The following is a 21,186-nucleotide window of genomic DNA, read 5'->3' as shown; positions in this document are numbered from 1 at the left end:
GCGGACGATCGCTGCCGGCGCGAACGGTCCGCCGCCAATCGGGTCAGGCCGCCACGCTCGCCTCGGCGATCTGGAATGCGAAACCTTCGTCGGACCAGCCGGTCATTCCGCCGATCATCACCTTTACCGAGAGCCCGAGCCTGGCGAGGCGAAGGGCTGCCTTGTCGGTGCCGTTGCAATGCGGGCCGGCGCAATAGACGACAAAGAGCGTCTCTGTTGGCCACTGCGACATACGGTGCGCGGTCATCTTGCCGTGCGGCAGGTTGATCGCGCCGGGGATATGCGACGCAGCAAAAAGCGTCGGCGCGCGTACGTCCAGCAGGACGAAGTCGGCTTGTGCCGCGGACATCGATGCGTGGACATCCCAGCAATCCGTTTCGAAAGCGAGCTTGCGGGCGTAGTAGGCAGCGGTTGCCTCGGGGGAGGCTGCGGTGATTTCGGCGACGGCGTTTGGCATGGTATTTCCTTTCCCGGTTTGATTGCCGTGAAGGATGCAAGATGATAGGTCAATTGGAAATTGGCCATAATGACGATTGGCGTAAAGATCGTGCCAAATGCTACTTCACTTTCCGGTCCGAGGGTCGTTGTGCTCGCCTATGACGGGCTCTGCACCTTCGAGTTCGGCATTGCCTACGAGGTTTTCGGCCTCCCGCGTCCGGAGATGGGCACGGATTGGTATCGCTTTGCGGTCTGCAGCATAGAGCCTGGGCCGCTTCGGGCAGCTGGTGGATTAACGGTGACGGTCGATTGCGGCCTCGATATCCTCGACCAAGCCGATCTGATCGTCGTTCCCGGCTGGCGTGCGATCGACGCGCCGGTGCCGGATGCCCTGGCTTGTGCGCTCCGGGCCGCTCATGGACGCGGCGCACGCATCATGTCGCTCTGCTCCGGGGTCGCGGTCCTTGCAGCTTCAGGGCTATTGATGGGGCGCCGTGCGACGACGCATTGGCGATACGTTTCGTCGATCGCGCAGCGCTATCCCGATGTCAGTCTCGATGCCGGCGTGCTCTACATGGACGAAGGCAGCATCCTGACGGCGGCGGGGAGCGCGGCCGGGATCGATCTCTGTCTGCATGTGGTGCGCGGAGATTTCGGCACGGAAGCCGCCAACAGCGTTGCCCGGCGGCTGGTGTTGCCGCCGCATCGCGAGGGCGGGCAGGCTCAGTTCATCCGCACGCCGGTGCCTGAGGAGCGGGAAGGCATCCGGCTCGGTCCCTTGATCGATTGGATGCGGGAAAGTCTGGACGAGGATCAGCCGATCAGTCTGCTCGCCACAAAAGCCGGCATGAGCCAGCGAACATTTCAGCGCCGCTTCGAAAAGACGACCGGCCTCAGCGTCGGCGAATGGCTGCTCAACGAGCGGATGCGCCACGCCCGCGAACTTCTGGAAAAACAGGTCGCCGCCTCGCTCGACGATATCGCAGCCTGCAGCGGTTTCGGAACGCTGGCAACGATGCGCCATCACTTTCGCAAGCGTCTCGGCACGAGCCCGGGGGCTTACCGGAAGACGTTCGCGGGTGGCTGATGGTTGAGACTTGAGACGGAGGTCGATCGCCTATCGGTGCCCTCGTCGTGTGCTTGTCACAGGCATGAGGGAGGGCGGAGCCGCGGAACAGTCCCCCGCGGCACCTGCGTTCGGCTTACTCCGCGGCCTGTGTGGCCATCGGATTGTTCGGATGGGTCGTCCAGTTGGCGTAATGGGGGTCGACGATCTTGCCGGTGCGCCTATCGAGGGCGCCTGCAGGCAGTTGCTCCATGGTGATGCAGTTCTCGACCGGACAGACGTTGACGCACAGATTGCAGCCGACGCATTCTTCCTCCATCACCTCGAAGTGCCTGACACCATTGACGAACTGGGTGATCGCCTGATGTGAGGTATCCTCGCAGGCAATGTGGCAGCGGCCGCATTTGATGCAGGCATCCTGATCAATCTTCGCCTTGGCGATGTAGTTGAGGTTGAGGTACTGCCAGTCGGAAACGTTCGGGACGGCGCGGCCGGTGATGTCGTCGAGGTTTCGATGGCCCTTGGCATCCATCCAGCCGGAGAGGCCGGTGATCATCTCCTGAACGATCTTGAAGCCGTAGGTCATAGCTGCCGTGCAGACCTGCACGTTGCCAGCGCCAAGCACCAGGAACTCGGCAGCGTCGCGCCACGTGGTGATGCCGCCGATACCAGAAATCGGCAGCCCGTAGGTCTCCGGATCGCGGGCGATTTCGGCCACCATGTTCAAAGCGATCGGCTTGACCGCCGGACCGCAATAGCCGCCATGGCTGCCGCGACCGTCGATCGACGGCTCAGGCGCGAACGTATCGAGGTTGACTGAGGTGATCGAATTGATTGTGTTGATCAGCGAGACCGCATCGGTGCCGCCTGATTTGGCGGCACGCGCCGGCTTGCGGACGTCGGTGATGTTGGGCGTCAGTTTGGTGATCACAGGCATGCGCGTGTATTGCTTGCACCAGCGCACGACCATTTCGATGTATTCCGGCACCTGTCCGACGGCAGCGCCCATGCCGCGCTCGGACATGCCGTGGGGACAGCCGAAGTTGAGCTCGATGCCATCGGCGCCGGTTTCTTCGACCAGCGGCAGGATCGCCTTCCAGGCATTTTCCTCGCAGGGCACCATGATGGAAGCGATGAGGGCGCGGTCCGGCCAGTTCATCTTCACCTGCTTCATTTCGCGCAGGTTGGTGTAGAGGTCCCGGTCGGTAATCAGCTCGATATTGTTCAGGCCCAGCAGACGGCGGTCGGCGCCCCAGATCGCGCCGTAGCGCGGTCCGTTGACGTTGACGACAGGCGGACCCTCTTCGCCCAGCGTTTTCCAGACGACGCCGCCCCAGCCTGCCTTGAAGGCACGCTCGACGTTATAGGCCTTGTCGGTCGGCGGCGCGGAGGCCAGCCAGAAGGGGTTCGGAGACTTTATGCCGACGAAGTTATTGCGGAGATCAGCCATTGTTCATTCTCCTCTTCACGCGACGGCTGCGGACTGCTGCGCACCGGCAGCAAGCACGCGGTTGATGGATTCTGCGGCATCGCGTCCTTGCGCTACTGCCGAGACGGTGAGGTCATCGCCGCCGAAGACGCAGTCACCGCCAGCCCAGATGCCTTCCAGCGAGGTGCGGCCTTCGCCATCGATGGCAATGCGGCCGGATTCCATGCGCAACGCTCCGAGACCCGAGGCCTCGAACGTCTGACCGATCGCCTTGAAGACCTGGTCTGCAGCAATCACGCCGGTTTCCCCGGTCGTCGTCAGGCGACCATCGGAAAGCTTCGTATACTCGACCTCGATCGCGGCCACCTTGCCATCCTTCGACAGGATCGATTTCGGGGCCAGCCAATGGCGGATGATGACGCCCTTGGACGTCGCCAGATCCTGTTCGAACTCGGATGCGTTCATGTGCTCTTTGCCGCGGCGGTAGCAGATCGTCACCTCGTCGGCGCCGAGAAGCTTGGCCTGTACGGCGGCGTCGATCGCTGTCATGCCGCCGCCAAGAACGACAACGCGGCGCCCGACCGGAATGCTTGCCTTGTTTCCTGCCTGGCGAAGGGCGGCAATGAAATCGACGGCATCCTCGACGCCCGGTAGTCTTTCGCCGTCCACCCGAAGAGCGTTGACGCCGGCAAGGCCGATACCGAGGAAAACGGCGTCATATTCAGACTGCAGGTCGGAGAGCGAGACGTCACGCCCCAACAGCTGCTCGTGTCTTACCTCGATGCCGCCGATCGAGAGAACATATTCGACTTCCTGCTGTGCAAAGTCGTCTACGGACTTGTAGGTGGCAATTCCGTATTCGTTGAGGCCGCCAGACTTCGGCCTTGCGTCGTAGATGACGACGTCGTGGCCCTTGACCGCAAGGCGGTGTGCTGCAGCAAGGCCGGCCGGGCCAGCGCCCACGACTGCGATCTTTTTTGCCGTCGACGCAGCGCGGCTATAGAACTGCCTGCCTGCCTGCATCGCGGCATCGGTCGCGTAGCGCTGCAGCCGGCCGATCTCCACGGGGCGCTCTTCGGCCGTGTTGCGCACGCATGCCTGCTCGCACAGATCTTCGGTGGGACAGACGCGCGCGCACATGCCGCCCAGAATGTTCTGGTCGAAAATGGTCTTGGCGGATCCGAGCTGATTTCCTGTCGATATCTGTCTTATGAAGAGCGGGATATCGATGGAGGTGGGACAGGCCGCCATGCATGGCGCGTCGTAACAGAAATAACAGCGGTCGGCGGCGACCAGCGCCTCGTGCTTGTCGAGGCGCGGATGAAGATCGGAGAAATTGTCCTCGTACTCGGCAGACGAAAGCCGGCCGGCACGTATCCCAGTTTCCAGACGTTCCATTGAAGTTCCCTCATTATTGGTAAACGGCCAGTGGAAGGAAGCGTAACTCAGGACGAAAAATTTATCAAACGGTAAATTTTTAGGCCTTTGTTTCTATGGAGGGGAGCCTATCTTCTTGTTGCAAAAGCCTTTTTTAGTTGTCGAAATGTCATCGACAGGAATACGCCGCAGCGATCAGCGGGTGTCGCGCGCGTTGGGAGAAAAAGATTCAAAAAAGCGCATCTTTTTGACGTCCTGCCGGAACCAAACGCGTGTCGGCCCGTTATGGCGATATCCGAACGGTGACCGCATCGACCCAAAATGCGCGCCCCCAAAACACCATTCGGATCCGCACTCACGGTCCCCTCCCGGTGAGTGAAGACAGCCGGTGCGCCGCCCTCGCACTGGCTGTTTTCTTTTGCAGGATCAGCGTATTCCGACCTGCTGGGGCGCGCGCTTGAGGATTTCAAACTCGGCGTCGGGGATGAGCAGATGGTATTCGATGCGACCCGGCGTCAGGCGAAGGTCGGCCTTGCCGTTGACGGAGGAGGGCACGACGCGCTCCAGCACGATCCTGCCGAAGCTGTTCTCGATGAAATCGTGTGTTGCGTTGCCGTTCGGCAGGATTTCGACCCACGAAACATGGATTGCCTTGCGGTCGGACAGAACCGTCTCCTGGCAATCCAGCGTAATCGAAGGGGCGCCGCCGGAGATGGCGCCGAATGTGGCGGAGTTGACGATCAGCTCATGCAGAGCCAGGCCGACGTGCACGGCGGCGTTCGGCGTCAGATGCACGTTCAAACCCGTGACGGGCAGAGGTCCAACGGTGTCGGGCCAGTAGGGCGCGAATTGCTTTACCGTAAGCTCGAACAGGAAAGCACCGCGCCAACTGGAGTCCGTGATGAGATCTTGGGAGTTCGACAGAGACTGCAACCGTCCACGAAATTTTACGAGGAAGCTGTCGAGCGAAAGTGTGTTGCGGGCGGTCTGGGTGGCGATCCCCTGGATGATGGCGAGGAGGTTCTTGGAGCGGTGCGACAACTCCCGCAACAAGGATTTCAGCACTTTCTCGCGGTGCCGTGCCTCCGTGATCTCGGTGATGACGGAGAGCACGCCCTCTTCCTTGCCGAGGCCAATGCGCTGGACCTTGATTTCGTAATGGCGCATTTCGCTGTCGATCGCGATGTCGACTTCGGTGCTCGCCGGGCTGCCGCTTTCGAGAACCTTGCGCTTCAGGGCCTCCAGGTTTCGCCCATGCGTTTCGCCGAACATATCCGCATCGCTGCCGCCGGGAACCAAGAACATCTGAAAGTGCGGGGGAAGGTTCTCCGCGTAGACGATAGCGAGATCGGGATCCTGATAGACAACCGAAATTCCGGCGCTGGCGAGCGCGCGTTCCATCAACAGCTCTTTGCCTTCCAGTGCGAAGGTCGTGCCGGCCAATGGTCCAGTCCTGTTCACCCAGCCGCCTTCCTTCGATCCCTTTTTGACGCCGCAGGACGATGAAAACATCCACCCTGCGGCAAAGCCCGCTGAACGTTTCTATCTAGGCGCAAGCGCTGGATAAAACCTTAACATTCCAGCGAGCGCTCCAGATTGACTGGAACGCTCTCCATTTCGCTTTGTTCCGCAATATTGCGTCAAGCAGCTGCTTTGGTCGATTCGTTGAAGAAAAGGGCCTGACTGATCAGTGCCTTGACCATATCGGGGTTGAACGGCTTGGTCACGAGGAAGGTCGGTTCCGGCCGTTCGCCCGTCAACAGGCGCTCCGGGAAGGCCGTGATGAAAATCACCGGCACGCTCGAGGTTTTCAGGATGTCGTTGACGGCATCAATGCCAGAGCTGCCGTCGGCAAGTTGAATGTCGGCCAGAACCATACTGGGCTTCGTCTTGTTGTAGAGGGCAACCGCTTCCGCATGCGTGCGCGCGATCCCGGTAACGCGATGGCCGAGGCTTTCCACCATCTGCTCGATGTCCATCGCGATCAGCGGCTCATCCTCGATGATCATGATATCCGTTGCAACCTGGCGGGAGATTTCGCGCGATGCGCTATCAAGAAGCTTGGTGACCTCGTGTTCGTCCGCGGCGAGGATTTCAGCGATCTCTCCGACCCGGAAATTCTCGACTGACGCGAGAATGAAGGCCTGACGGGCACGTGGGGACACCTTGCCGAGATTGATCGTGGCCCGCTGCTCCCATGCATAGGGTGATGAGGGCTCTGGAATTTGAACCGTCGCGGAACCAAACAATGTGGTGAACAGTTTGTAAAGTGCGACACGGTCATCTGCCGTATCCGGGAAAATGGATATGTCCGCAATGATGGCTTCCAGAACTGCTGCGACATACGCGTCGCCAGAGGTCTGTGTGCCAGTCAAAGCCCGGGAATAGCGGCGCAGATAAGGAAGGTGCGGCGCAATTCGAGTAGAAAGTGTCATTGATAACTCCCGTATGCAGGGCCGGTAACGGCTCCAGTGGCATTTGAACGCGGCATGCCGCAAAAAAGTTCCTAAATATCAGGAACTTTTTTTTCTCAGGCGCATTCTGTTGGCGACAGTTGACGCAAATGAAGGGCGGGGCCCGTAGCGATCGGTAAACGACAAGGTGTGTTTTATCAGTCCGGTGGTGCACCCAATGACAACAGGCAAGAAGTGAAACGTTAATGACAAGCCGCAAGAATGAAGAATTGGACGGCCATCGGGAGATGCGCGCGAGCGATGTCTTGGATCCCAACAGTCAGATTGGGGTGCGTTTGAGATCGCTCTATGCGGCCGTTCAGGAAGAAGCGATCCCCGATCGCTTTCTCGATCTGCTGGAAAAACTTGATCAGGCCGAGCTGATGGCTTCGGCCAAAGTCGTCAAGTAGGGTGGACCGATGGAAAACCAGGAACCAAGCTTCAAGCGCGAGCTTCTCGCCGCCCTGCCGAGTTTGCGAGCCTTCGCGATCTCGCTGATCGGCCGACACGACCGTGCCGATGATCTCGTGCAGGATACGATCATGAAGGCCTGGGCAAAGCAGGATCACTTCGAGATGGGCACCAACATGAAGGCATGGCTCTTCACGATCCTGCGCAACGAGCTCTACAGCCAGATGCGCAAGGCCGGGCGCGAGATACAGGACAGCGACGGTCTCTTCACGGAATCCATGGCGACGCATCCGTCCCAATACGGCGCGCTCGACCTTCAGGATTTCAAGAAGGCCCTGGAGCAACTGCCGCCGGATCAACGCGAAGCGATCATCCTCGTCGGCGCGTCCGGGTTTTCTTATGAAGAGGCCGCCGAAATCTGCGGCTGCGCAGTCGGAACCATCAAGAGCCGCGTCAACCGCGCCCGCCAGCGCCTGCAGGAATTGCTCCAGATTTCCGGCGAAGCCGATTTCGGTCCCGACGCGACATCCTCACCGCTGACGTCAAAGGCGTTCGCCTTCTGACAAGCGAACACAACGAAGGAAAGCCGGTACTCAGAGGGGCGCCGGCTTTTTTTGGCGGACGGACTCGTTGGCTCAGTCGCTGCTCTTGGATCCCAACAAACTGGACGCAACGAGCGCGACGATAATCCCTGCGGTCAGCAAGGGCTGGGAACGAACAAGACCGATGCCGGCGGCGGCAAGAGATTCAACCGCCTGTCGCCTTTCCTTAGCGCGTCTGGCCTCTTGAGCATTGATAACAGTCATTGCGATAAGCACGACAATGGCGATCAGGAGAGCGCAGGCCGCCAGAAAAATTGCTGCGCCGATGGGGCCATAGATGCCCGCGAGCCAGATAGCGCCCGCCACGACCGCCAATGCATAGGCGGTCAGCACAAAGACGACGGCAATGGCAATGAAAATACCGTTGCGCTTGGTTCTCGCAACGGTACGGTGGACACTGGTGCCTACCAGGAGGCTGAGGATCGGGAAAAGCATCTAGCCTCCTAACGGCGGGCAAGGAAGGCGAGCACCAGCCCGAAGGCCAAGGCCGCGCCCACGGTCGCGATCGGGTGTTTGCGCACCGTGTCACGCACCTCGTTGGCGCCGCGAAGATATCCGTCCTGCAGCTCCCGCAGCAAGTCCTCGCTTCGTGCCATCAGTTCATCATAGCCGGCCGAGGCCTGATCGCGCATTTTTTCGCCCTGGTGGCGTGAACTTTTCCCAGCGACCCGGGTCAATGCGGCGATTTCGTCTCTCAGGGACGCAATCTGTTCCTCGATCGTCGATTCGATATCCTGAAGCGTACCGCTGCCATTGCGACGGCTGCGAACGGAGTGAAGAAAGGAAGAAGCCACAGGTTTTCTCCATTGTTACGACGCCCAACCGCGTCGCCTGGTTCAACACAGGATCACCACTCAAGCTTGCATGAAGGAATCTCGCCCGGCAATGACCCAAATCAAAGGCTTAACGCCTCCGCTGGCCAAAAGTTCCGCGCTGTCAGCCTTGCATGGCGCTGTGGGCCAGGACGAACGGCGTCCCGTCGGCAGGAAGCGTATTGACGCGGAGAGGACAGCCGAACACCGATTGCATCGTATCGTCCGTTAGAACCTCGTGGACGCTGCCGATGGCCGCCAGCCGCCCTGACTGCATCAGGAGGATCCGATCAGCGAAGAGTGCCGTGAGGTTCAGATCGTGCATCACGGCGATGACGCCGCCACCGTTGTCGCAGAACGAGCGTGCAAGGCGCATGATGGTCAGCTGGTGGCTGATGTCGAGGCTGGACACCGGCTCGTCGAGCAGGAGCCAGTTCGGTTTTCCCTCGGTGGTGGGCTCTGCGATCTGGCAGAGAACGCGGGCAAGCTGCACGCGCTGCTGCTCGCCGCCGGAAAGCTGCTGATAGAAGCGGCCCTCGTAGCCGCTGAGGTCTACGGATGCCAGGGCTTTTGCAGCAATCTGCTCCGCCTTTTCGGGATTGCGGTTGAGGCCGGACGTCAGTCCCATGCGCACGACTTCGCGAACCGTAAAGGGGAAGGAGATGACGCTTGCCTGCGGCAGGACGCCTCGGATCGCCGCCAGCTGCCAGGGATGTAGCGAGCTTACTTGGTGCCCGTTGATCTGGATATTGCCTTCATACGAAAGCTCCCCGGAGACCGCTTTCATGACGGTGGTCTTGCCGGAGCCGTTCGGCCCGGCAATGGCGGTCATCCGCCCGGCGTTGGCGGTGAAGCCGATATCATGCACGATGGTCTTGTCCGAAAGGCGGACGGAAACGCCGGATACTTCGATCATTTCATGTCACTCAAAGGGCAAGCCGGGCGCGTTGGCGCAGCAGGATCCACAGGAAGAACGGTCCGCCGACCGCTGCGGTAATGATGCCGATCGGAAGTTCCGCGGGTGCGACGACCGTGCGTGCAAGCACGTCGGCGAAGATCAGCAGCGAGCCGCCGAGGAGGGCGGATGCCGGCAGCAGGAAGCGATGGTCCGGGCCGATTGCCATGCGCAGCACGTGGGGCACGACGATGCCGACGAAACCGATGCCGCCACTGACGGCGACCGAGGCGCCCGTGGCAGCCGCAACGCTGACGATTGCTATGTTTTTGAGCCGCTGCACCGGCACGCCCATGTGGAAGGCGGCGGCCTCGCCCAGCGTGAGCGCGTTGAGGCCGCGGGCTATGAATGGTATGACGGCGAAGGAAAGCAGAATGATCGGAGCGGCTGCCGCAATCTTCGACCATGTGGCGCCGGCAAGCGAGCCCATGCCCCAGAATGTGAGGTCGCGAAGCTGCTGATCGTTGGCCATGTAGACCAGCAGGCCTGTTAGAGCCCCGGCGAGAGAGCCAAGGGCAATGCCGGCGAGCAGCATCGTCGCAACCGATGTCTGGCCGTTGCTGGTGGCGATGCGATAGAGCAGGAGCGTGGTGAGCAGACCGCCGCCGAAGGCCGCGATCGGGAGGGCGTATATGCCGAGCAGCGCATAGAGAGGTGTTGCGACAGTGCCGCCAAGCACGATCATGACGACCGCGCCAAAGCCTGCTCCAGAGGAAACGCCGACGAGGCCCGGATCGGCCAGGGGATTTCGGAAGAGACCCTGCATGACGGCGCCTGACACGGCCAGAGAACCGCCGACGAGAAAGCCGAGTATGGCGCGGGGCATCCGGATATCGAAGATGATGATCCGGTCGCGGACATTCAGGGCATCGGCCGATCCGGTGATGTTGGCGATGACGTCGAGAAAGGATGCGTCGGATGCGCCCGTCGTCACTGAAAAAAGCAGCGACAGGACGGAGCCGAGCAGGAGCAGGGCGATCGCCAGCAATGCAAGCGGCCCGCGGTCGCCCGCCTGATGCCGCTCGCGAAGCCTTGCCGGCGAAAACACTGCGCGCTCTCTTTCCATAACGTCCTGCAGAGCCACGTTCAGCTCCCGTAGATGGCTACGTTCAGCTCGCGAACGGCGCTTGCGGTACGAGGGCCGAAGCCGAGCAGATGGAGACCGTCCATGCGAACGATCGCCTTGTTTTGAACAGCGGGCGTCAGTGCGAGCGCCGGCTGTTTCATCAGGTCGTCGTTCTTGGTCGATGCGCCGTCGCCCCGGTTCATCATCAAGATCACGTCCGGCTTGGCCTCGATGATCGCTTCGTCCGTCAGCGGCTTGTAACCGGGGAAATCGCCTGCGGCGTTGACGGAGCCGGAAAGCTTGATCATGCCGTCGGCCGCGGTGCCTGTTCCCGACACCATCACCTTGCCGCCCTGCATGCTCAGGATGAACAGGATCCGCTTGCGCTCGCCCTCGGGGCGCTTTTGTGCGTCGGCGATCGCGGCATCGAGATCGACCTGAACCTTTGCCCTCAAGGCTGCGGCCTTGTCCTCGACGCCGAGCAACGCTCCGACCTTTTCGATCTTCGCGAGAATCCCGTCGTGGGTATAGGCATTCGGCACGGTCTCGAAGGGAACGCTTGCACTCTTCAAAACAGTCAGCGCTTCGGGTGGTCCGGAGCCCTCGATGGCGATGATCGCGGTCGGGTTCATGGCGAGAATTCCCTCGGGCGAAAGCGCGCGCATGTAGCCGACGTCAGGCAGCTTCAACGCGGCCTCGGGAAACATGCTCGTCGTATCGCGGGCGATGAGATGGTTTTCTTCGCCAAGCGCGTAGATGATCTCCGTGACATCGCCGCCGACCGACACGATGCGAGCGGTATCGACTTTTTCAGCGGCTTGCGCCGCCGGCGAGAAGGCACCAGCGGCGAAGCCGAACAGGGATAGAGCGAGCGGCAGAGCCAGAAGGCTCCGCGCGCCGGTTGTCCAAAGCCGCGTCTGCATTGCATGCTTGCGCATCGTCATTTCCTCACCTCAGGCGGCAACGCTGGCTGCCGCGCGCGGCAGGTTTTCGATCATGTCGCGCCAATCTGAGCGTTCCTCGAAGCCTTCCTCGCGCTTGCCGAAGTACTGGATGATCATTTCGCCGTTGGCGTCATAGGCCTCGAGCGAGGTGATATGCCCGTCCTTGGTCGGCTTGCGCACCGCCCATGTTTCGGCGATGTGATCCTGGCGCAGATGCAGGTGGAAGGTCTCGTCGAGAATGTTGATCCAGGGACCCATCGGCTGCACGTTGAAGATCGGGCCGGAATGGATCTGCACGATGCCGTTGTTGGCGACGAAGCACATGATGGGCAGGCCGGCCTTGACGGATGCGTGCATCATCTCGGCTGTGGCGCCGCTGTCCAGCTTCCAGGCGTAGTCGTCACCGACGGTGCGAACGGCAGCCTGTCGGCCGATCTTCAGCTTGCGCAGCATGCCGAAGAATTCGTGGGTGTCGGTCAGCTTGCTCCAGTGGTCGCGCAGCTCGTCGCGGCTGACATCGCCGTTTTCGTCGCTCGCCTTGGTCGCCTGCTCGGCGACGAATTCCTGCGACTGGTCGTCGAGCTTCAGGTCCCTGACGATGGCGTGATAGGCGTCGACATTCGAGGTCGGGCGCAGATGGACCTTGTGGACGGCATTTCCGGCCTTGTCGAAATACTGCAAGCTGAGCCGCTCCTGCTCGCCGTCCTTCTTGGACACTGCAAAGCCGTGAGCCCAGCGGCCCGGGAAGATCCGCAGGTCGATGTTCTCGCCGAGAACGATTGCCGCGTGAGGGCCGGCGTTGATATTCTCGTAGACGCCGATCTTTTCGTGGACGGCGCTCTCGTTGCGCGAAAGCGCCATGACTTCGCCGAGCTCGGCGACGCGCTCCAGCAGCTTCAGGGCACTGCTGTCGATGCGGGTCGCGGTGATGCCGACCTCGGCTGCAACGAGCGCTGCCTCTGAAATCTTCAGCTGAGCTGCGATGTCGCGCTCGCGCATTTTCGGATTCTCGACGCGAAACGCGCGAATGTCGGCCGGAGCCGGTCTTGTGTTCTCAGTCATGCTTTAACCCCTTACTTATTCAAAATGAGCTTGCCCTGGCGGGTGATTTTCATGCGGTAGACCGCCCCATCGTGACGGATCACGATCTCGTTGGAGCCGCGGAAAATCTCGGCGCTCTCCAGAACCCGGATTTCGGCCGAGGCCTCCTGTTTCAAGGACGCATGCTCAAATGTTTCCGGCTTCTCGACCATCATTTCGGTTGGCTTGTTCCGCTCGATCCATGGTGGGCAAATGCCCGCTTGGCTACAATTATCTTGACTTTCATAGTCATCATTTTTTAAACACGCAATAGCGGAGTTGCATACTCAAGTTTTAAGAATTGTTGGAGAAGCGCGATGGCGGCTAAGTGGGTTGCAGCACTGTTGGCGAGTGGCTTTGTCGCCATTGCCGGTGTCGCTCAGGCCTTTGCCCAGGACGTCGCGGCAGCGTCGAGCCTTGATGTCGAGCTCAACGGGCTGGCGCCCTCGCAGAAGGGTTGCATGATGACGTTCGTGGCGCTCAACAAGCTGGCCACGCCGATCAACAAAGTCTCCTTCGAGCTTGCCTTGTTCAACGACAAGAACGCCGTCGATCGCATCACGGTTCTCGATTTCCGGGATTTGCCGCAAGGCAAGAAGCGTGTGCGCCAGTTCGATATGCCGAACGTCAAGTGCGACAGCGTCACCCGCGTTCTGATCAACGATACGCCCGTGTGCGACGGCCCTGCTACGGGCGAGTGCATGAAGGGCCTCGTGACCCGTTCCCAGGTTTCCGTCCCCTTCGAGGGGTGAGCGATGCGCCGGGGATGAACTCCGGCTGGCTGCAGTTTCAACTGGCCGAGGCAAGTGCAGATGGTGGTTTTAGCAAGAGCCAAACCGAGACATGGTGTCATTGACGAGACGGTCGTCGACGTTGGCGTCAACGACAATAGCCCGGGCCTGCATCCCGGTCATGAGTTGTCGGATCTTCGCAACGCGCCTCGCCAGCCCGCCGCAGAGGCCGTGGTTCACTACACGCGCCTGTCGCTGATCGAGCCGTTTCCGCAGGATCCTCGCAGTGCCAGCAGCGGCCAGGCGACTGTGCCGCAGATGGACGAAAACGTCGGGATGCAGGCTACGGGTTCTGCCGTCGGCAAGCGTGGTGTCGCAATCGCGTGCGTCGGTTCCTTCGTCTGCCATGCTGCTCTCGTCGTCGCCCTCATCGTCGGCTTCGTCGTCACGCCGCAGGCTCCGGTGGAAGAAGCCGGCGAGGTTGTCAGCGTGATCATTCTCGGCGATTCCGATGCAGACCAGGCTTCGGCCGGTGAACAGGCAGATGACCCGCAGCCCGAAGAGATCGTGGCCGAGAGCGTGCAGCCGCAGACGGTCCAGGCCGCGGAGGTTCCCCCCGTTGCCGAACCAGTCCAGGCCGAAGTTGCTGCGCCTAAGCAAGAGGTGACGCGCGTTTCGCCCGAAAATGTCACGGCGGCGGAACCGGAAATTCTGACATCGCAGGCGCCGGCGGAAACCGCAGTGGTTCAGCCCATGGCGACCGAAGTGGCGACCGAGATCCCGCCGGAGGTGCCTCCGGCTGGGTCGACACCGCCTGCCGAGTTTGCGCCGGTTCAGCCGACCGAGGCAGCTGAAATCGCGCCTGAGCCGGACACTACCCCGAAGCCGGATCCCAAGCCGGTGGCCGAGAAGCCTGTTCAGAAGCCGACGCCGGCCGAGAAGAAGCAGCCGCCGAAGAAGGCCAAGGTGATCTCGGGTTCGCAAGGCGAAAACAACCAGGACAGCAAGCGGGGCTCGGCTGAGGGCAATGAAGCAGCCGCTTCCGATCAGAACTCGCGCAGCGTCGGTAGTAGCGGAGGCGCAGGCAGTGCTGCCGTCGCCAATTACCCCGGCAAGGTGCAGTCACGCATCCGCCGCTCCGTGAAAGTTCCTTCCGAATACAAGCGCATGAGCGCCTCGATGAGTGTCCGCATTCGCCTGTCGATCGGCTCTACCGGTGGCATTAGCGGTTTGTCCGTTGCCCGAAGCTCCGGCATTCCTGAACTCGATCAGGCTGTTGTCGAAGGTGTGCGCCGCGCCGCGCCGTTTCCGCCGCTTCCCGCAGAATGGGGCAAGCCCGTCTGGAGCTTCACGCAGGAGGTGCAGGTCACCGGTCGATGATAAAATATGAGAAAAATAATCAACTTTATACTTTACTCTAAAAATCAGGTTTAATAAGGTCTGCCTGCACACGCTGGAATCGTGTGACGATCAACGAGCGAACGGGTGGTAAATGGCTCGCAAGGCGAAGAAGGGTTCGAACCGGGAGATCCGCGTCAGTGCGGATGTGCAGACGGTTCAGGAGGCTTCCGGGCGGTCCAAACTCGATGGACGCAGCTTTCTCTATGTAGGCGGCCGGGATTGCCAGGTGGCGCATCTTCGCCAGATTGCAAGCAGCTTCGGGGCAGAGCTTATTCATCACGATGGCGGGCTACGCGAGGCCGTGTCGCGCATCGATACCGTGCTTCCGTCGGTCGATTGCGTTTTCTGCCCCATCGACTGTATCAGCCACGATGCCTGCCTGCGCGTGAAGACCGGATGCAAGAAGTTCGGCAAAACCTTCATTCCGCTCAGGAACGGCAGCAAGTCCAGCCTCGAGAGGGCGCTGAACACGATGAACGAACGAGACAATGCCCAATGAGTGAAAAGCGCCCTGACGGGTTCACGATGATCGGCCTGCACAAGCTGGCCGCACAGAATGGCGACGGCCTTGTGCCGGAGCTCTACGATTTGCTGATGAAGCATGCCGAGCAACGCGAGCTTTATGCCAACGTTGCTGAATTTCCGGTCTGGGACGCAAGAATGCCGGGCGAGCAGCCTGAAAATCCGCTTGGACTGGAGGCCGCGAACGGCAATAATGTCGTGGCTTTCGCGCCGGTGCGCGCTAGCCGAACACGCAACGCGTAAGGATCGTTGATGTATATTGCAATGAACCGTTTCAAGGTCGCGGCCGGCTCGGAAGCCGATTTCGAAGCCGTTTGGCGCAATCGCGATTCCAGCCTGTCTGAGGTGCCGGGGTTCGCGGAATTCCGGTTGCTGCGCGGCAAGGCCAATTCAGACGAGGGCTATACCCTGTTTTCCTCGCATACGATCTGGCGGAGCGAAGAGGACTTCCTGAACTGGACCAAGTCCGAGAGCTTCCGCGCTGCCCATCGCAATGCGGGCGATCGCAAGGCGATGTACATGGGACCGCCGGTCTTCGAAGGTTTCACTGTCGTGGATGGCATCTAGGGATGGCCGAGGGCGATCCCGACCGCATCGAGGCTCTGCCGGTCCTGCCGTCCCTTGATATTGACGAGACGCTGGCCTTTTACCGCGACGAGCTCGGCTTCGACGAGATCGTCTATCAGGCGACGGACTATCTGATCTTGCGGCGCGGCGGGATGGAACTGCATTTCTGGCGGGCGGCAGACCGTTCGCTCTGCGAAAACACCTCCGTCTATCTGCGTGGGGGAGGCATCGGAGCACTTCACGCCGAATACGCAGCAAGGGGCGTCACGAGCCTGACCGACCTTGAGCTGCAGCCCTGGAACATGGACGAGTTCTATATCCACGATCCGCACGGCAATCTGCTGCGCTTCGGACGCATCCCGATTGCCTGAGCGTCAGGTGCTGGTGCGCAAGAACGCGCCTGACGCCACAGCCAGCCAGCCGAACATCATCGCAAAGCCGCCGGTCGGTGCGGCAATCGGAAACAAGCCGAGGCCGGCGTAGCGGGACATCACCAGATCGCCCGAAAACAACAGCGTGCCGATCCCGATCAGCAGGCCGGCGATGCCGGCCGTTTTCAGCTTGTCGGCGCCGATTGCCAGCGCGAGCAGGGCAGGTGCGTGCGCCAGGCACATTGCCGAAGCGGAAGCGACCAGGTGTGCGTCGCCGCCACCATGCGCCGAAGCGGCGGCCAAGGCGACGCCTGCAAAGCCGAAGAGACCGGCGAAGGTGAAAAACAGCGGCACGCAGCGCTGGTTGAAGGTCATGGCCGGCTCTATTCCTTGTTCTGCATGTGGCGGGCAAGCCGCTCGATCGGCGGCCAGATGATGTCCCGCAGCGTTGCATTGGCAACGGTCTCGTCCAAAGCCCTGCGGAAGCACAGCAGCCACTCGTCGCGTTCGACAGGGCCGATCTCGGCAACGAAATGGCGGCTCCTGAGGCGCGGATGGCCACGCTTGTCGGTGTAGAGCGGCGGACCGCCGAGATAGCCGGTCAGATATTCGTAGAATTTCTCTTCGCTGCCTTCGAGCGTTGGCGGATGCACGGCGCGGACATGCGCTGCCTCCGGCAGCGTGTCCATCAGCTTGTAGAAGCGGCGCGACAGCGCGCGTATGGTCTCGTCGCCGCCGATCGCCTGATAAAGCGTGATGACTTCTTCGCTCACAATCCAGTCCCTTGAAATCCGTCCTTTAATGCACTGCCGCAGCGTGGATCGCAACAACAACCGTCGGCAGCCGGCGCGGCATTTTGTGCCGTTCGCCCGAGTGCGCGGCATCCATTTCATCTTGACAAAACCGTCTGGTCGGTATCTTTTAGCCAAATGTCCCTAGCGCATCACCGCCGCAAGCAACCCGCTCTCGTACGCCAGCAATTGCTGGAGGTTACGGCGCGCCTGACGATGGAGCAGGGGATGGCCGCCGTTACACTCGATGCCGTCTCTGGCGCATCGGGGGTGAGCAAGGGTGGATTGCTGCATCATTTTCCAACGAAGAACGCGCTGCTGGACGCGCTTTTCGAGAGCCTGCTTGAACGGTTCGATGCCGATCTTGACGCGCGGATGCGTGACGATCCGGTCCCGCATGGCCGCTTCACCCGCGCTTATTTGCGGGCGGTTGTGGACCTGAAGGACAGCCCGGGAGAGGCCGCCCACTGGGCGCAGGTGACCATCGCTCTGCTGGTCGAGCCGCGCCTTCGCCGGCGCTGGCGCGACTGGGTTCAAACACGCGCCGAAGAGTATGTCGGTACCGATTCGTCTGTGGACGCACAGATCGTTCGCTTTGCAGCGGACGGGCTCTGGCTCGCGGATATGCTCGACAGCCACGATGTCGAACCCGCCGAGCGCCGCGCTCTCGTTGGGCGGCTTATCGAGTTGGCCGGTAAGTAAACCAGGACAAAACAGAGGATTCCGGCCATGGCTCCGATTGCCGTTTACGCCTTGCTGTTCGTTGCGATCGTGCTCGAGGTGGTCGGCACCACGGCGCTGCAGCTTTCGCAGCAGTTTACGCGCGTCGGGCCGACCGTTCTTCTCATCGTCTGCTATGCGGCAGCCTTCTATTGCCTGTCGCTGACGCTGAAGGTCATTCCCGTCGGCATCGCCTATGCGATCTGGAGCGCTCTGGGGATCGTGCTGATATCGCTGGTCGGGCTCGTCTATTTCAAGCAGCGGCTCGATATGCCTGCGATCATCGGGCTGGGGTTGATCATTGCCGGCGTGCTCGTGGTCAACCTGTTCTCGAAATCTCTCTCCCATTGATTTTGCCCTTGTCTGGTCGTATGCCGCGCCGGTTCCTGCAAACATGCGGGGAAGACCGGCACTCTGTCGCGACATTTGACCTCAGCTCACGAGGGCCTGACTTGCGAAACGGCCTGCCATGGCCATATCCTGAGTGAATTCGACAGTTTGCATCGCATATTGGAAGGCCTATGACTGACGGCACTGCTGATACAACTCTCCCCGATACGTCCGATTCCAAGCCCGAAGGTCAATCTTTCGGGACCAGCGGCATTGCGCCGATGGATCGCCCGAGCCCGGTGACGCGGTTCTTCATGGGCATCGTGGCCTGGGCAGAAAGGCTCAACTTCAAATACGCCGTCCTTGGAAATCCGCCAGTCTATGACACTGCAACCTTCCCCTGGGCGGCAGAGGTCGAAAAGGCGTGGCCACAGATCCGCAGGGAGCTCGACCGCGTTCTGGTCCGTCAGAGCGAGCTTCCGACCTTCCAGGATATTTCCACCGACGTGAAGACGATTTCGACCGACAGCGGCTGGAAGACGTTCTTCCTCGTGGGATTCGGGGTGAAGTCGGAGCAGAACGTTGCCGCGTGCCCCGAGACCTGGCAGGCGGTGCAGGCGATTCCCGGGCTGAAAACGGCAATGTTCTCGATCTTCGAGCCCGGCAAGCATCTGCCGGCGCATCGCGGTCCCTACAATGGCGTCCTGCGCCTGCACCTCGGCATGATCGTACCGGAGCCCGCCGACAGGCTCGCCATTCGGGTCAAGGATCAGATCTGCCACTGGCAGGAGGGCAAGGCGCTGATTTTCGACGATGCCTACGAGCACGAAGCCTGGAACCATACCGACAAGACGCGCGTCGTGCTCTTCGTGGATTTCGTCAAGCCGCTGAAATTTCCAGCCCGCTTCGTCAATTGGGCGCTGATGAACCTTGCTGTCTTCACGCCCTTCATTCGCGAGGGGCTCGATAACCACAAGGAGTGGGAGAAGAAGTTCTACGCGCAGGCCGAAGCGTTCAGAAACCGGCCGCAGGCGCAGAAGGACTAGTTGTTGTTGGCCGCCTTCAGCCGGCACGTCGGTTTAGTCGCCAGGTAGATCACATAGTTTTCTGCGGCGTCTGCCAGGTGAAGGGCAATTTCCTCCTCACGCCATCCCGCCGCTACGGCGCGGCGGACAACATCGGTAATCGCCGTGGCGCAGACGCTGTCGCATTCGCGCGAGCGGGCCATTTCTTCGGCGTTAAATCTTGGAGAGCGGATGTTTGTCATGGCCAAAGCTTGCCACAACGACCGCCCTTTTCAAGGCAATGCTAATGTATTGGTTAGCCGGTAAGGTTAAGTGCGCAGGCGGGGCTGAGGTGCGACCGCCGCTGTTGCCTCGAAAAGAAACGGCGGTCGCACATGCACTATTTTAGTACTTCCAGCATGTTCTAATATATGGCGGATTTCTTAACAATTTCCATATGACGGTGCTCTGTGTTTGGCGGGCACTTTCGAAGGCTTCGCGCGAATTCTATTGCGTTCCCCGGTGCCCATTTTACGATCGTCCGACGCTGCAGCACAGAGGGAACACATGCTTCATCATATCTCTTTTGGGGTCTCGAACATCGAACGCTCGGCGGCATTTTACGACGCTGCTCTTGCTCCCCTCGGATACGCCCGCGTTTGGGAGGACATCAGACCCGGAGAAGCCGACCAGGCGATCGGTTACGGCATCCCTGGAGGCGGCGACAAACTGGCGATCAAGTTCTGTCCGAAAGGACAGCGGCCCCCCCGGATTGTATCCGCCGCCGATGGCGACGTTGAGGGAGACGAAGTCCTTGGCCATCTGCTGGACGGAGGCGGCCAGGCTTGCCTGGGCGAGCGAGACCTGACGCTGGGCATCGAGCACGTCGAGCAGCGAGGAGGCGCCGTCCTTGTAGCTGGCGGTCGACAGTTCGAGGGTTTCCTGGGTCGTCTTGACCTGGGCGCGCAGGGCGTTGACCGTCAGGGCGTCGCGGTGGACCGCCGACAGGGCGTTTTCGACCTCCTCGACGGCCTGCAGCACGGTCTGCTTCCAGGCCAGGTACTGGGTCTTGGCGTCGGACTTGGAGATGTCGACATTGGCGCGCAGGCGGCCGCCGTCGAAGATCGGCAGCGTCAGCGTCGGACCGAAGGACCAGCTGGTCAGGCCGCCGCCGCTGACGCCGGCCGCCTTGACGTAGGAGGGCGAGATGGCGCCCGACAGGGTGATCGTCGGGTAGAGCTGCGAGATGGCGACGCCGATRTTGGCGGTGGCTGCCGCCAGATTGCGCTCGGCGACGCGGATGTCGGGACGGTTGCGGATCAGGTCGGCCGGAATGCCCGAGGTGATGCCGCCACGGAAGATCGGCTGGGTCGAGCCTTTCAGCAGTTCGYCGAGCATCGAGCCGGCCGGCTTGCCGAGCAGGGTGGCGATGTGGTGGGCCGAGACGCGCACGCTGGTCTCGAGGTTGGGGATTTCGGCCTGGGTCGACTGCACCAGACCTTCGGCCTGGACGACGTCGAGGCGCGAGGCGGCGCCGGCTTCGAGCTGGAACTTGGTCAGCTCGAAGGTTTCCTGACGCGACTTGAGGTTGGCCTTCGACAGCGACACGCGCTCCTGGAAGAAGCGCAGGTCGATGTAGGAATTGGTCAGATCCTGAATGTAGGCCAGCTTGGCGACGTCGGCGGTGGAGTAGGCCGCATCGAGCGAGGCCTGGGCGCTTTCCTTGGACCGGCGGTACTGGCCGAAGAGATCGAGCAGCCACGAGACGTTGGCGTTGGAGCCGGTCGTGTTGGTGGCGCCGACGCTGGTGCGAAGACCGCCCATGCTGCCGCTGACCGTCTGGTTGGCGCCGACCAACAGGCTCGGCAGCGCACCGGCACCGGCGACCGTCACGTTCGACGAGGCGGCGTTGATGCGTTCCAGCGCCTGCTGGATCGACAGGTTCTCGCTCAGGCCTTCACCGACCAGCGAGTTCAGCCGCGGATCGCGATAGGCTGTCCACCAGGCAATCGTCGAAACGTCGCCGTCGCCTTTCGTCCCGCCCTCTTTGAACTTGGCCGGAAGCGGCATCTCCGGAGGGACGTGATCCGGACCACTCACGCAGCCCGCGAGAAGG

At 61.1% G+C, this 21,186-nt stretch carries 27 protein-coding genes and 2 pseudogenes; 13 read left to right on the top strand and 16 right to left on the bottom strand.

Features of this window, described 5'->3' with window-relative positions:
• Nucleotides 1-43: 43 nt before the first annotated feature.
• A complete protein-coding gene (locus AC1DMK_RS24105; protein ID WP_477862625.1) occupies nt 44-457 on the bottom strand; it encodes a rhodanese-like domain-containing protein in 414 nt (137 codons plus the stop codon).
• 69 nt (nt 458-526) lie between these two features.
• Between AC1DMK_RS24105 and ftrA the strand changes: the two genes are divergently transcribed.
• The gene (gene ftrA, locus AC1DMK_RS24100; protein ID WP_477862623.1) at nt 527-1,525 is read left to right on the top strand and encodes a transcriptional regulator FtrA; all 999 of its coding nucleotides are present in this window, start codon (nt 527-529) and stop codon (nt 1,523-1,525) included.
• Between the two features lie 115 nt (nt 1,526-1,640).
• On the opposite strand, the gene preA is transcribed toward ftrA, so the two are convergent.
• The 4 genes from preA to AC1DMK_RS24080 all read right to left on the bottom strand — a co-directional run bounded on the left by preA (nt 1,641) and on the right by AC1DMK_RS24080 (nt 6,745).
• Nucleotides 1,641-2,954: an NAD-dependent dihydropyrimidine dehydrogenase subunit PreA gene (gene preA / locus AC1DMK_RS24095; protein WP_477862621.1), complete on the bottom strand. Its 1,314-nt coding sequence runs from the start codon at nt 2,952-2,954 to the stop codon at nt 1,641-1,643.
• Between the two features lie 15 nt (nt 2,955-2,969).
• Nucleotides 2,970-4,331 carry an NAD(P)-dependent oxidoreductase gene (locus AC1DMK_RS24090; protein ID WP_477862619.1) on the bottom strand — a complete coding sequence of 454 codons (1,362 nt, stop codon included), beginning with the start codon at nt 4,329-4,331 and terminating at the stop codon, nt 2,970-2,972.
• Between the two features lie 405 nt (nt 4,332-4,736).
• Entirely contained in the window at nt 4,737-5,753 is a 1,017-nt protein-coding gene (locus AC1DMK_RS24085; protein ID WP_477862798.1) for a sensor histidine kinase, read from the bottom strand.
• A gap of 197 nt (nt 5,754-5,950) precedes the next feature.
• Complete coding sequence (locus AC1DMK_RS24080; RefSeq protein ID WP_037062381.1) at nt 5,951-6,745, bottom strand: response regulator; 795 nt, start codon at nt 6,743-6,745, stop codon at nt 5,951-5,953.
• Between the two features lie 266 nt (nt 6,746-7,011).
• Here AC1DMK_RS24080 and AC1DMK_RS24075 point away from each other — a divergent pair, with 266 nt between their 5' ends.
• Nucleotides 7,012-7,173 carry a NepR family anti-sigma factor gene (locus AC1DMK_RS24075; RefSeq protein WP_443216797.1) on the top strand — a complete coding sequence of 54 codons (162 nt, stop codon included), beginning with the start codon at nt 7,012-7,014 and terminating at the stop codon, nt 7,171-7,173.
• Between the two features lie 9 nt (nt 7,174-7,182).
• Nucleotides 7,183-7,737: an RNA polymerase sigma factor gene (locus AC1DMK_RS24070; RefSeq protein ID WP_037062376.1), complete on the top strand. Its 555-nt coding sequence runs from the start codon at nt 7,183-7,185 to the stop codon at nt 7,735-7,737.
• A gap of 72 nt (nt 7,738-7,809) precedes the next feature.
• Here AC1DMK_RS24070 and AC1DMK_RS24065 read toward each other — a convergent pair whose 3' ends face one another.
• The 7 genes from AC1DMK_RS24065 to hemP all read right to left on the bottom strand — a co-directional run bounded on the left by AC1DMK_RS24065 (nt 7,810) and on the right by hemP (nt 12,809).
• Nucleotides 7,810-8,211, bottom strand: a complete 402-nt coding sequence (locus AC1DMK_RS24065; protein ID WP_037062375.1) for a hypothetical protein — start codon at nt 8,209-8,211, stop codon at nt 7,810-7,812.
• Nucleotides 8,212-8,219: 8 nt separating this feature from the next.
• On the bottom strand, nt 8,220-8,570 hold the full coding sequence (locus AC1DMK_RS24060) for an ElaB/YgaM/YqjD family protein (protein ID WP_477862617.1): 351 nt from the start codon (nt 8,568-8,570) through the stop codon (nt 8,220-8,222).
• Between the two features lie 142 nt (nt 8,571-8,712).
• The gene (locus tag AC1DMK_RS24055) at nt 8,713-9,504 is read right to left on the bottom strand and encodes a heme ABC transporter ATP-binding protein (protein WP_477862615.1); all 792 of its coding nucleotides are present in this window, start codon (nt 9,502-9,504) and stop codon (nt 8,713-8,715) included.
• A gap of 10 nt (nt 9,505-9,514) precedes the next feature.
• Nucleotides 9,515-10,609, bottom strand: a complete 1,095-nt coding sequence (locus AC1DMK_RS24050; RefSeq protein WP_158447529.1) for an iron ABC transporter permease — start codon at nt 10,607-10,609, stop codon at nt 9,515-9,517.
• Between the two features lie 20 nt (nt 10,610-10,629).
• Nucleotides 10,630-11,553 carry a heme/hemin ABC transporter substrate-binding protein gene (locus AC1DMK_RS24045; RefSeq protein WP_477862613.1) on the bottom strand — a complete coding sequence of 308 codons (924 nt, stop codon included), beginning with the start codon at nt 11,551-11,553 and terminating at the stop codon, nt 10,630-10,632.
• 9 nt (nt 11,554-11,562) lie between these two features.
• Entirely contained in the window at nt 11,563-12,615 is a 1,053-nt protein-coding gene (locus AC1DMK_RS24040) for a hemin-degrading factor (protein WP_477862611.1), read from the bottom strand.
• 11 nt (nt 12,616-12,626) lie between these two features.
• Nucleotides 12,627-12,809 carry a hemin uptake protein HemP gene (gene hemP, locus AC1DMK_RS24035; protein WP_037062367.1) on the bottom strand — a complete coding sequence of 61 codons (183 nt, stop codon included), beginning with the start codon at nt 12,807-12,809 and terminating at the stop codon, nt 12,627-12,629.
• Between the two features lie 141 nt (nt 12,810-12,950).
• On the opposite strand from hemP, the gene AC1DMK_RS24030 reads away from it, so the two are divergent.
• The 6 genes from AC1DMK_RS24030 (at nt 12,951) to AC1DMK_RS24005 (ending at nt 16,225) form a co-directional block, all read left to right on the top strand.
• The gene (locus AC1DMK_RS24030) at nt 12,951-13,385 is read left to right on the top strand and encodes a hypothetical protein (RefSeq protein ID WP_477862608.1); all 435 of its coding nucleotides are present in this window, start codon (nt 12,951-12,953) and stop codon (nt 13,383-13,385) included.
• 60 nt (nt 13,386-13,445) lie between these two features.
• Nucleotides 13,446-14,744 (top strand): energy transducer TonB family protein, encoded by a 1,299-nt coding sequence (locus AC1DMK_RS24025; RefSeq protein ID WP_477862606.1) that lies wholly within the window; start codon nt 13,446-13,448, stop codon nt 14,742-14,744.
• 112 nt (nt 14,745-14,856) lie between these two features.
• A complete protein-coding gene (locus AC1DMK_RS24020; protein WP_037062364.1) occupies nt 14,857-15,264 on the top strand; it encodes a DUF2325 domain-containing protein in 408 nt (135 codons plus the stop codon).
• Nucleotides 15,261-15,530: a hypothetical protein gene (locus AC1DMK_RS24015; protein WP_477862604.1), complete on the top strand. Its 270-nt coding sequence runs from the start codon at nt 15,261-15,263 to the stop codon at nt 15,528-15,530. Before AC1DMK_RS24020 ends, AC1DMK_RS24015 begins: the two co-directional genes overlap by 4 nt.
• Before the next feature lie 9 nt (nt 15,531-15,539).
• Entirely contained in the window at nt 15,540-15,854 is a 315-nt protein-coding gene (gene hmuQ / locus AC1DMK_RS24010) for a heme-degrading protein HmuQ (RefSeq protein WP_037062362.1), read from the top strand.
• A gap of 2 nt (nt 15,855-15,856) precedes the next feature.
• Nucleotides 15,857-16,225, top strand: coding sequence for a bleomycin resistance protein (locus AC1DMK_RS24005; protein ID WP_477862601.1), 369 nt, complete (start codon nt 15,857-15,859; stop codon nt 16,223-16,225).
• Nucleotides 16,226-16,228: 3 nt separating this feature from the next.
• Here the strand turns inward: AC1DMK_RS24005 and AC1DMK_RS24000 are convergent, their stop codons facing one another.
• The gene (locus AC1DMK_RS24000) at nt 16,229-16,600 is read right to left on the bottom strand and encodes a DUF423 domain-containing protein (RefSeq protein WP_477862599.1); all 372 of its coding nucleotides are present in this window, start codon (nt 16,598-16,600) and stop codon (nt 16,229-16,231) included.
• Nucleotides 16,601-16,608: 8 nt separating this feature from the next.
• A complete protein-coding gene (locus AC1DMK_RS23995) occupies nt 16,609-16,998 on the bottom strand; it encodes a group II truncated hemoglobin (protein ID WP_477862597.1) in 390 nt (129 codons plus the stop codon).
• 156 nt (nt 16,999-17,154) lie between these two features.
• On the opposite strand from AC1DMK_RS23995, the gene AC1DMK_RS23990 reads away from it, so the two are divergent.
• From AC1DMK_RS23990 to olsC, 3 genes are all read left to right on the top strand, one after another.
• Nucleotides 17,155-17,718, top strand: coding sequence for a TetR/AcrR family transcriptional regulator (locus tag AC1DMK_RS23990; RefSeq protein ID WP_477862595.1), 564 nt, complete (start codon nt 17,155-17,157; stop codon nt 17,716-17,718).
• 36 nt (nt 17,719-17,754) lie between these two features.
• Nucleotides 17,755-18,087, top strand: coding sequence for an SMR family transporter (locus AC1DMK_RS23985; protein WP_477862795.1), 333 nt, complete (start codon nt 17,755-17,757; stop codon nt 18,085-18,087).
• A 170-nt stretch (nt 18,088-18,257) separates the two neighbouring features.
• A complete protein-coding gene (gene olsC / locus AC1DMK_RS23980; protein ID WP_477862593.1) occupies nt 18,258-19,112 on the top strand; it encodes an ornithine lipid ester-linked acyl 2-hydroxylase OlsC in 855 nt (284 codons plus the stop codon).
• On the opposite strand, the gene AC1DMK_RS23975 is transcribed toward olsC, so the two are convergent.
• Nucleotides 19,109-19,333 (bottom strand): hypothetical protein, encoded by a 225-nt coding sequence (locus AC1DMK_RS23975; protein ID WP_477862591.1) that lies wholly within the window; start codon nt 19,331-19,333, stop codon nt 19,109-19,111. The two genes, olsC and AC1DMK_RS23975, sit on opposite strands and share 4 nt — an antisense overlap.
• A 304-nt stretch (nt 19,334-19,637) precedes the next feature.
• Here AC1DMK_RS23975 and AC1DMK_RS23970 point away from each other — a divergent pair.
• Nucleotides 19,638-19,838, top strand: a pseudogene (locus AC1DMK_RS23970) (VOC family protein); the annotation flags it as partial.
• Here the strand turns inward: AC1DMK_RS23970 and AC1DMK_RS23965 are convergent.
• A pseudogene (locus tag AC1DMK_RS23965) lies at nt 19,833-21,186 on the bottom strand (efflux transporter outer membrane subunit); the annotation flags it as partial. The pseudogenes AC1DMK_RS23970 and AC1DMK_RS23965 overlap by 6 nt on opposite strands.

It is taken from the genome of Rhizobium sp. 05L419, from assembly GCF_056397845.1.
Note: the sequence above shows the minus strand (reverse complement) of the source record. Positions and strands in the feature narration are given on the sequence as shown.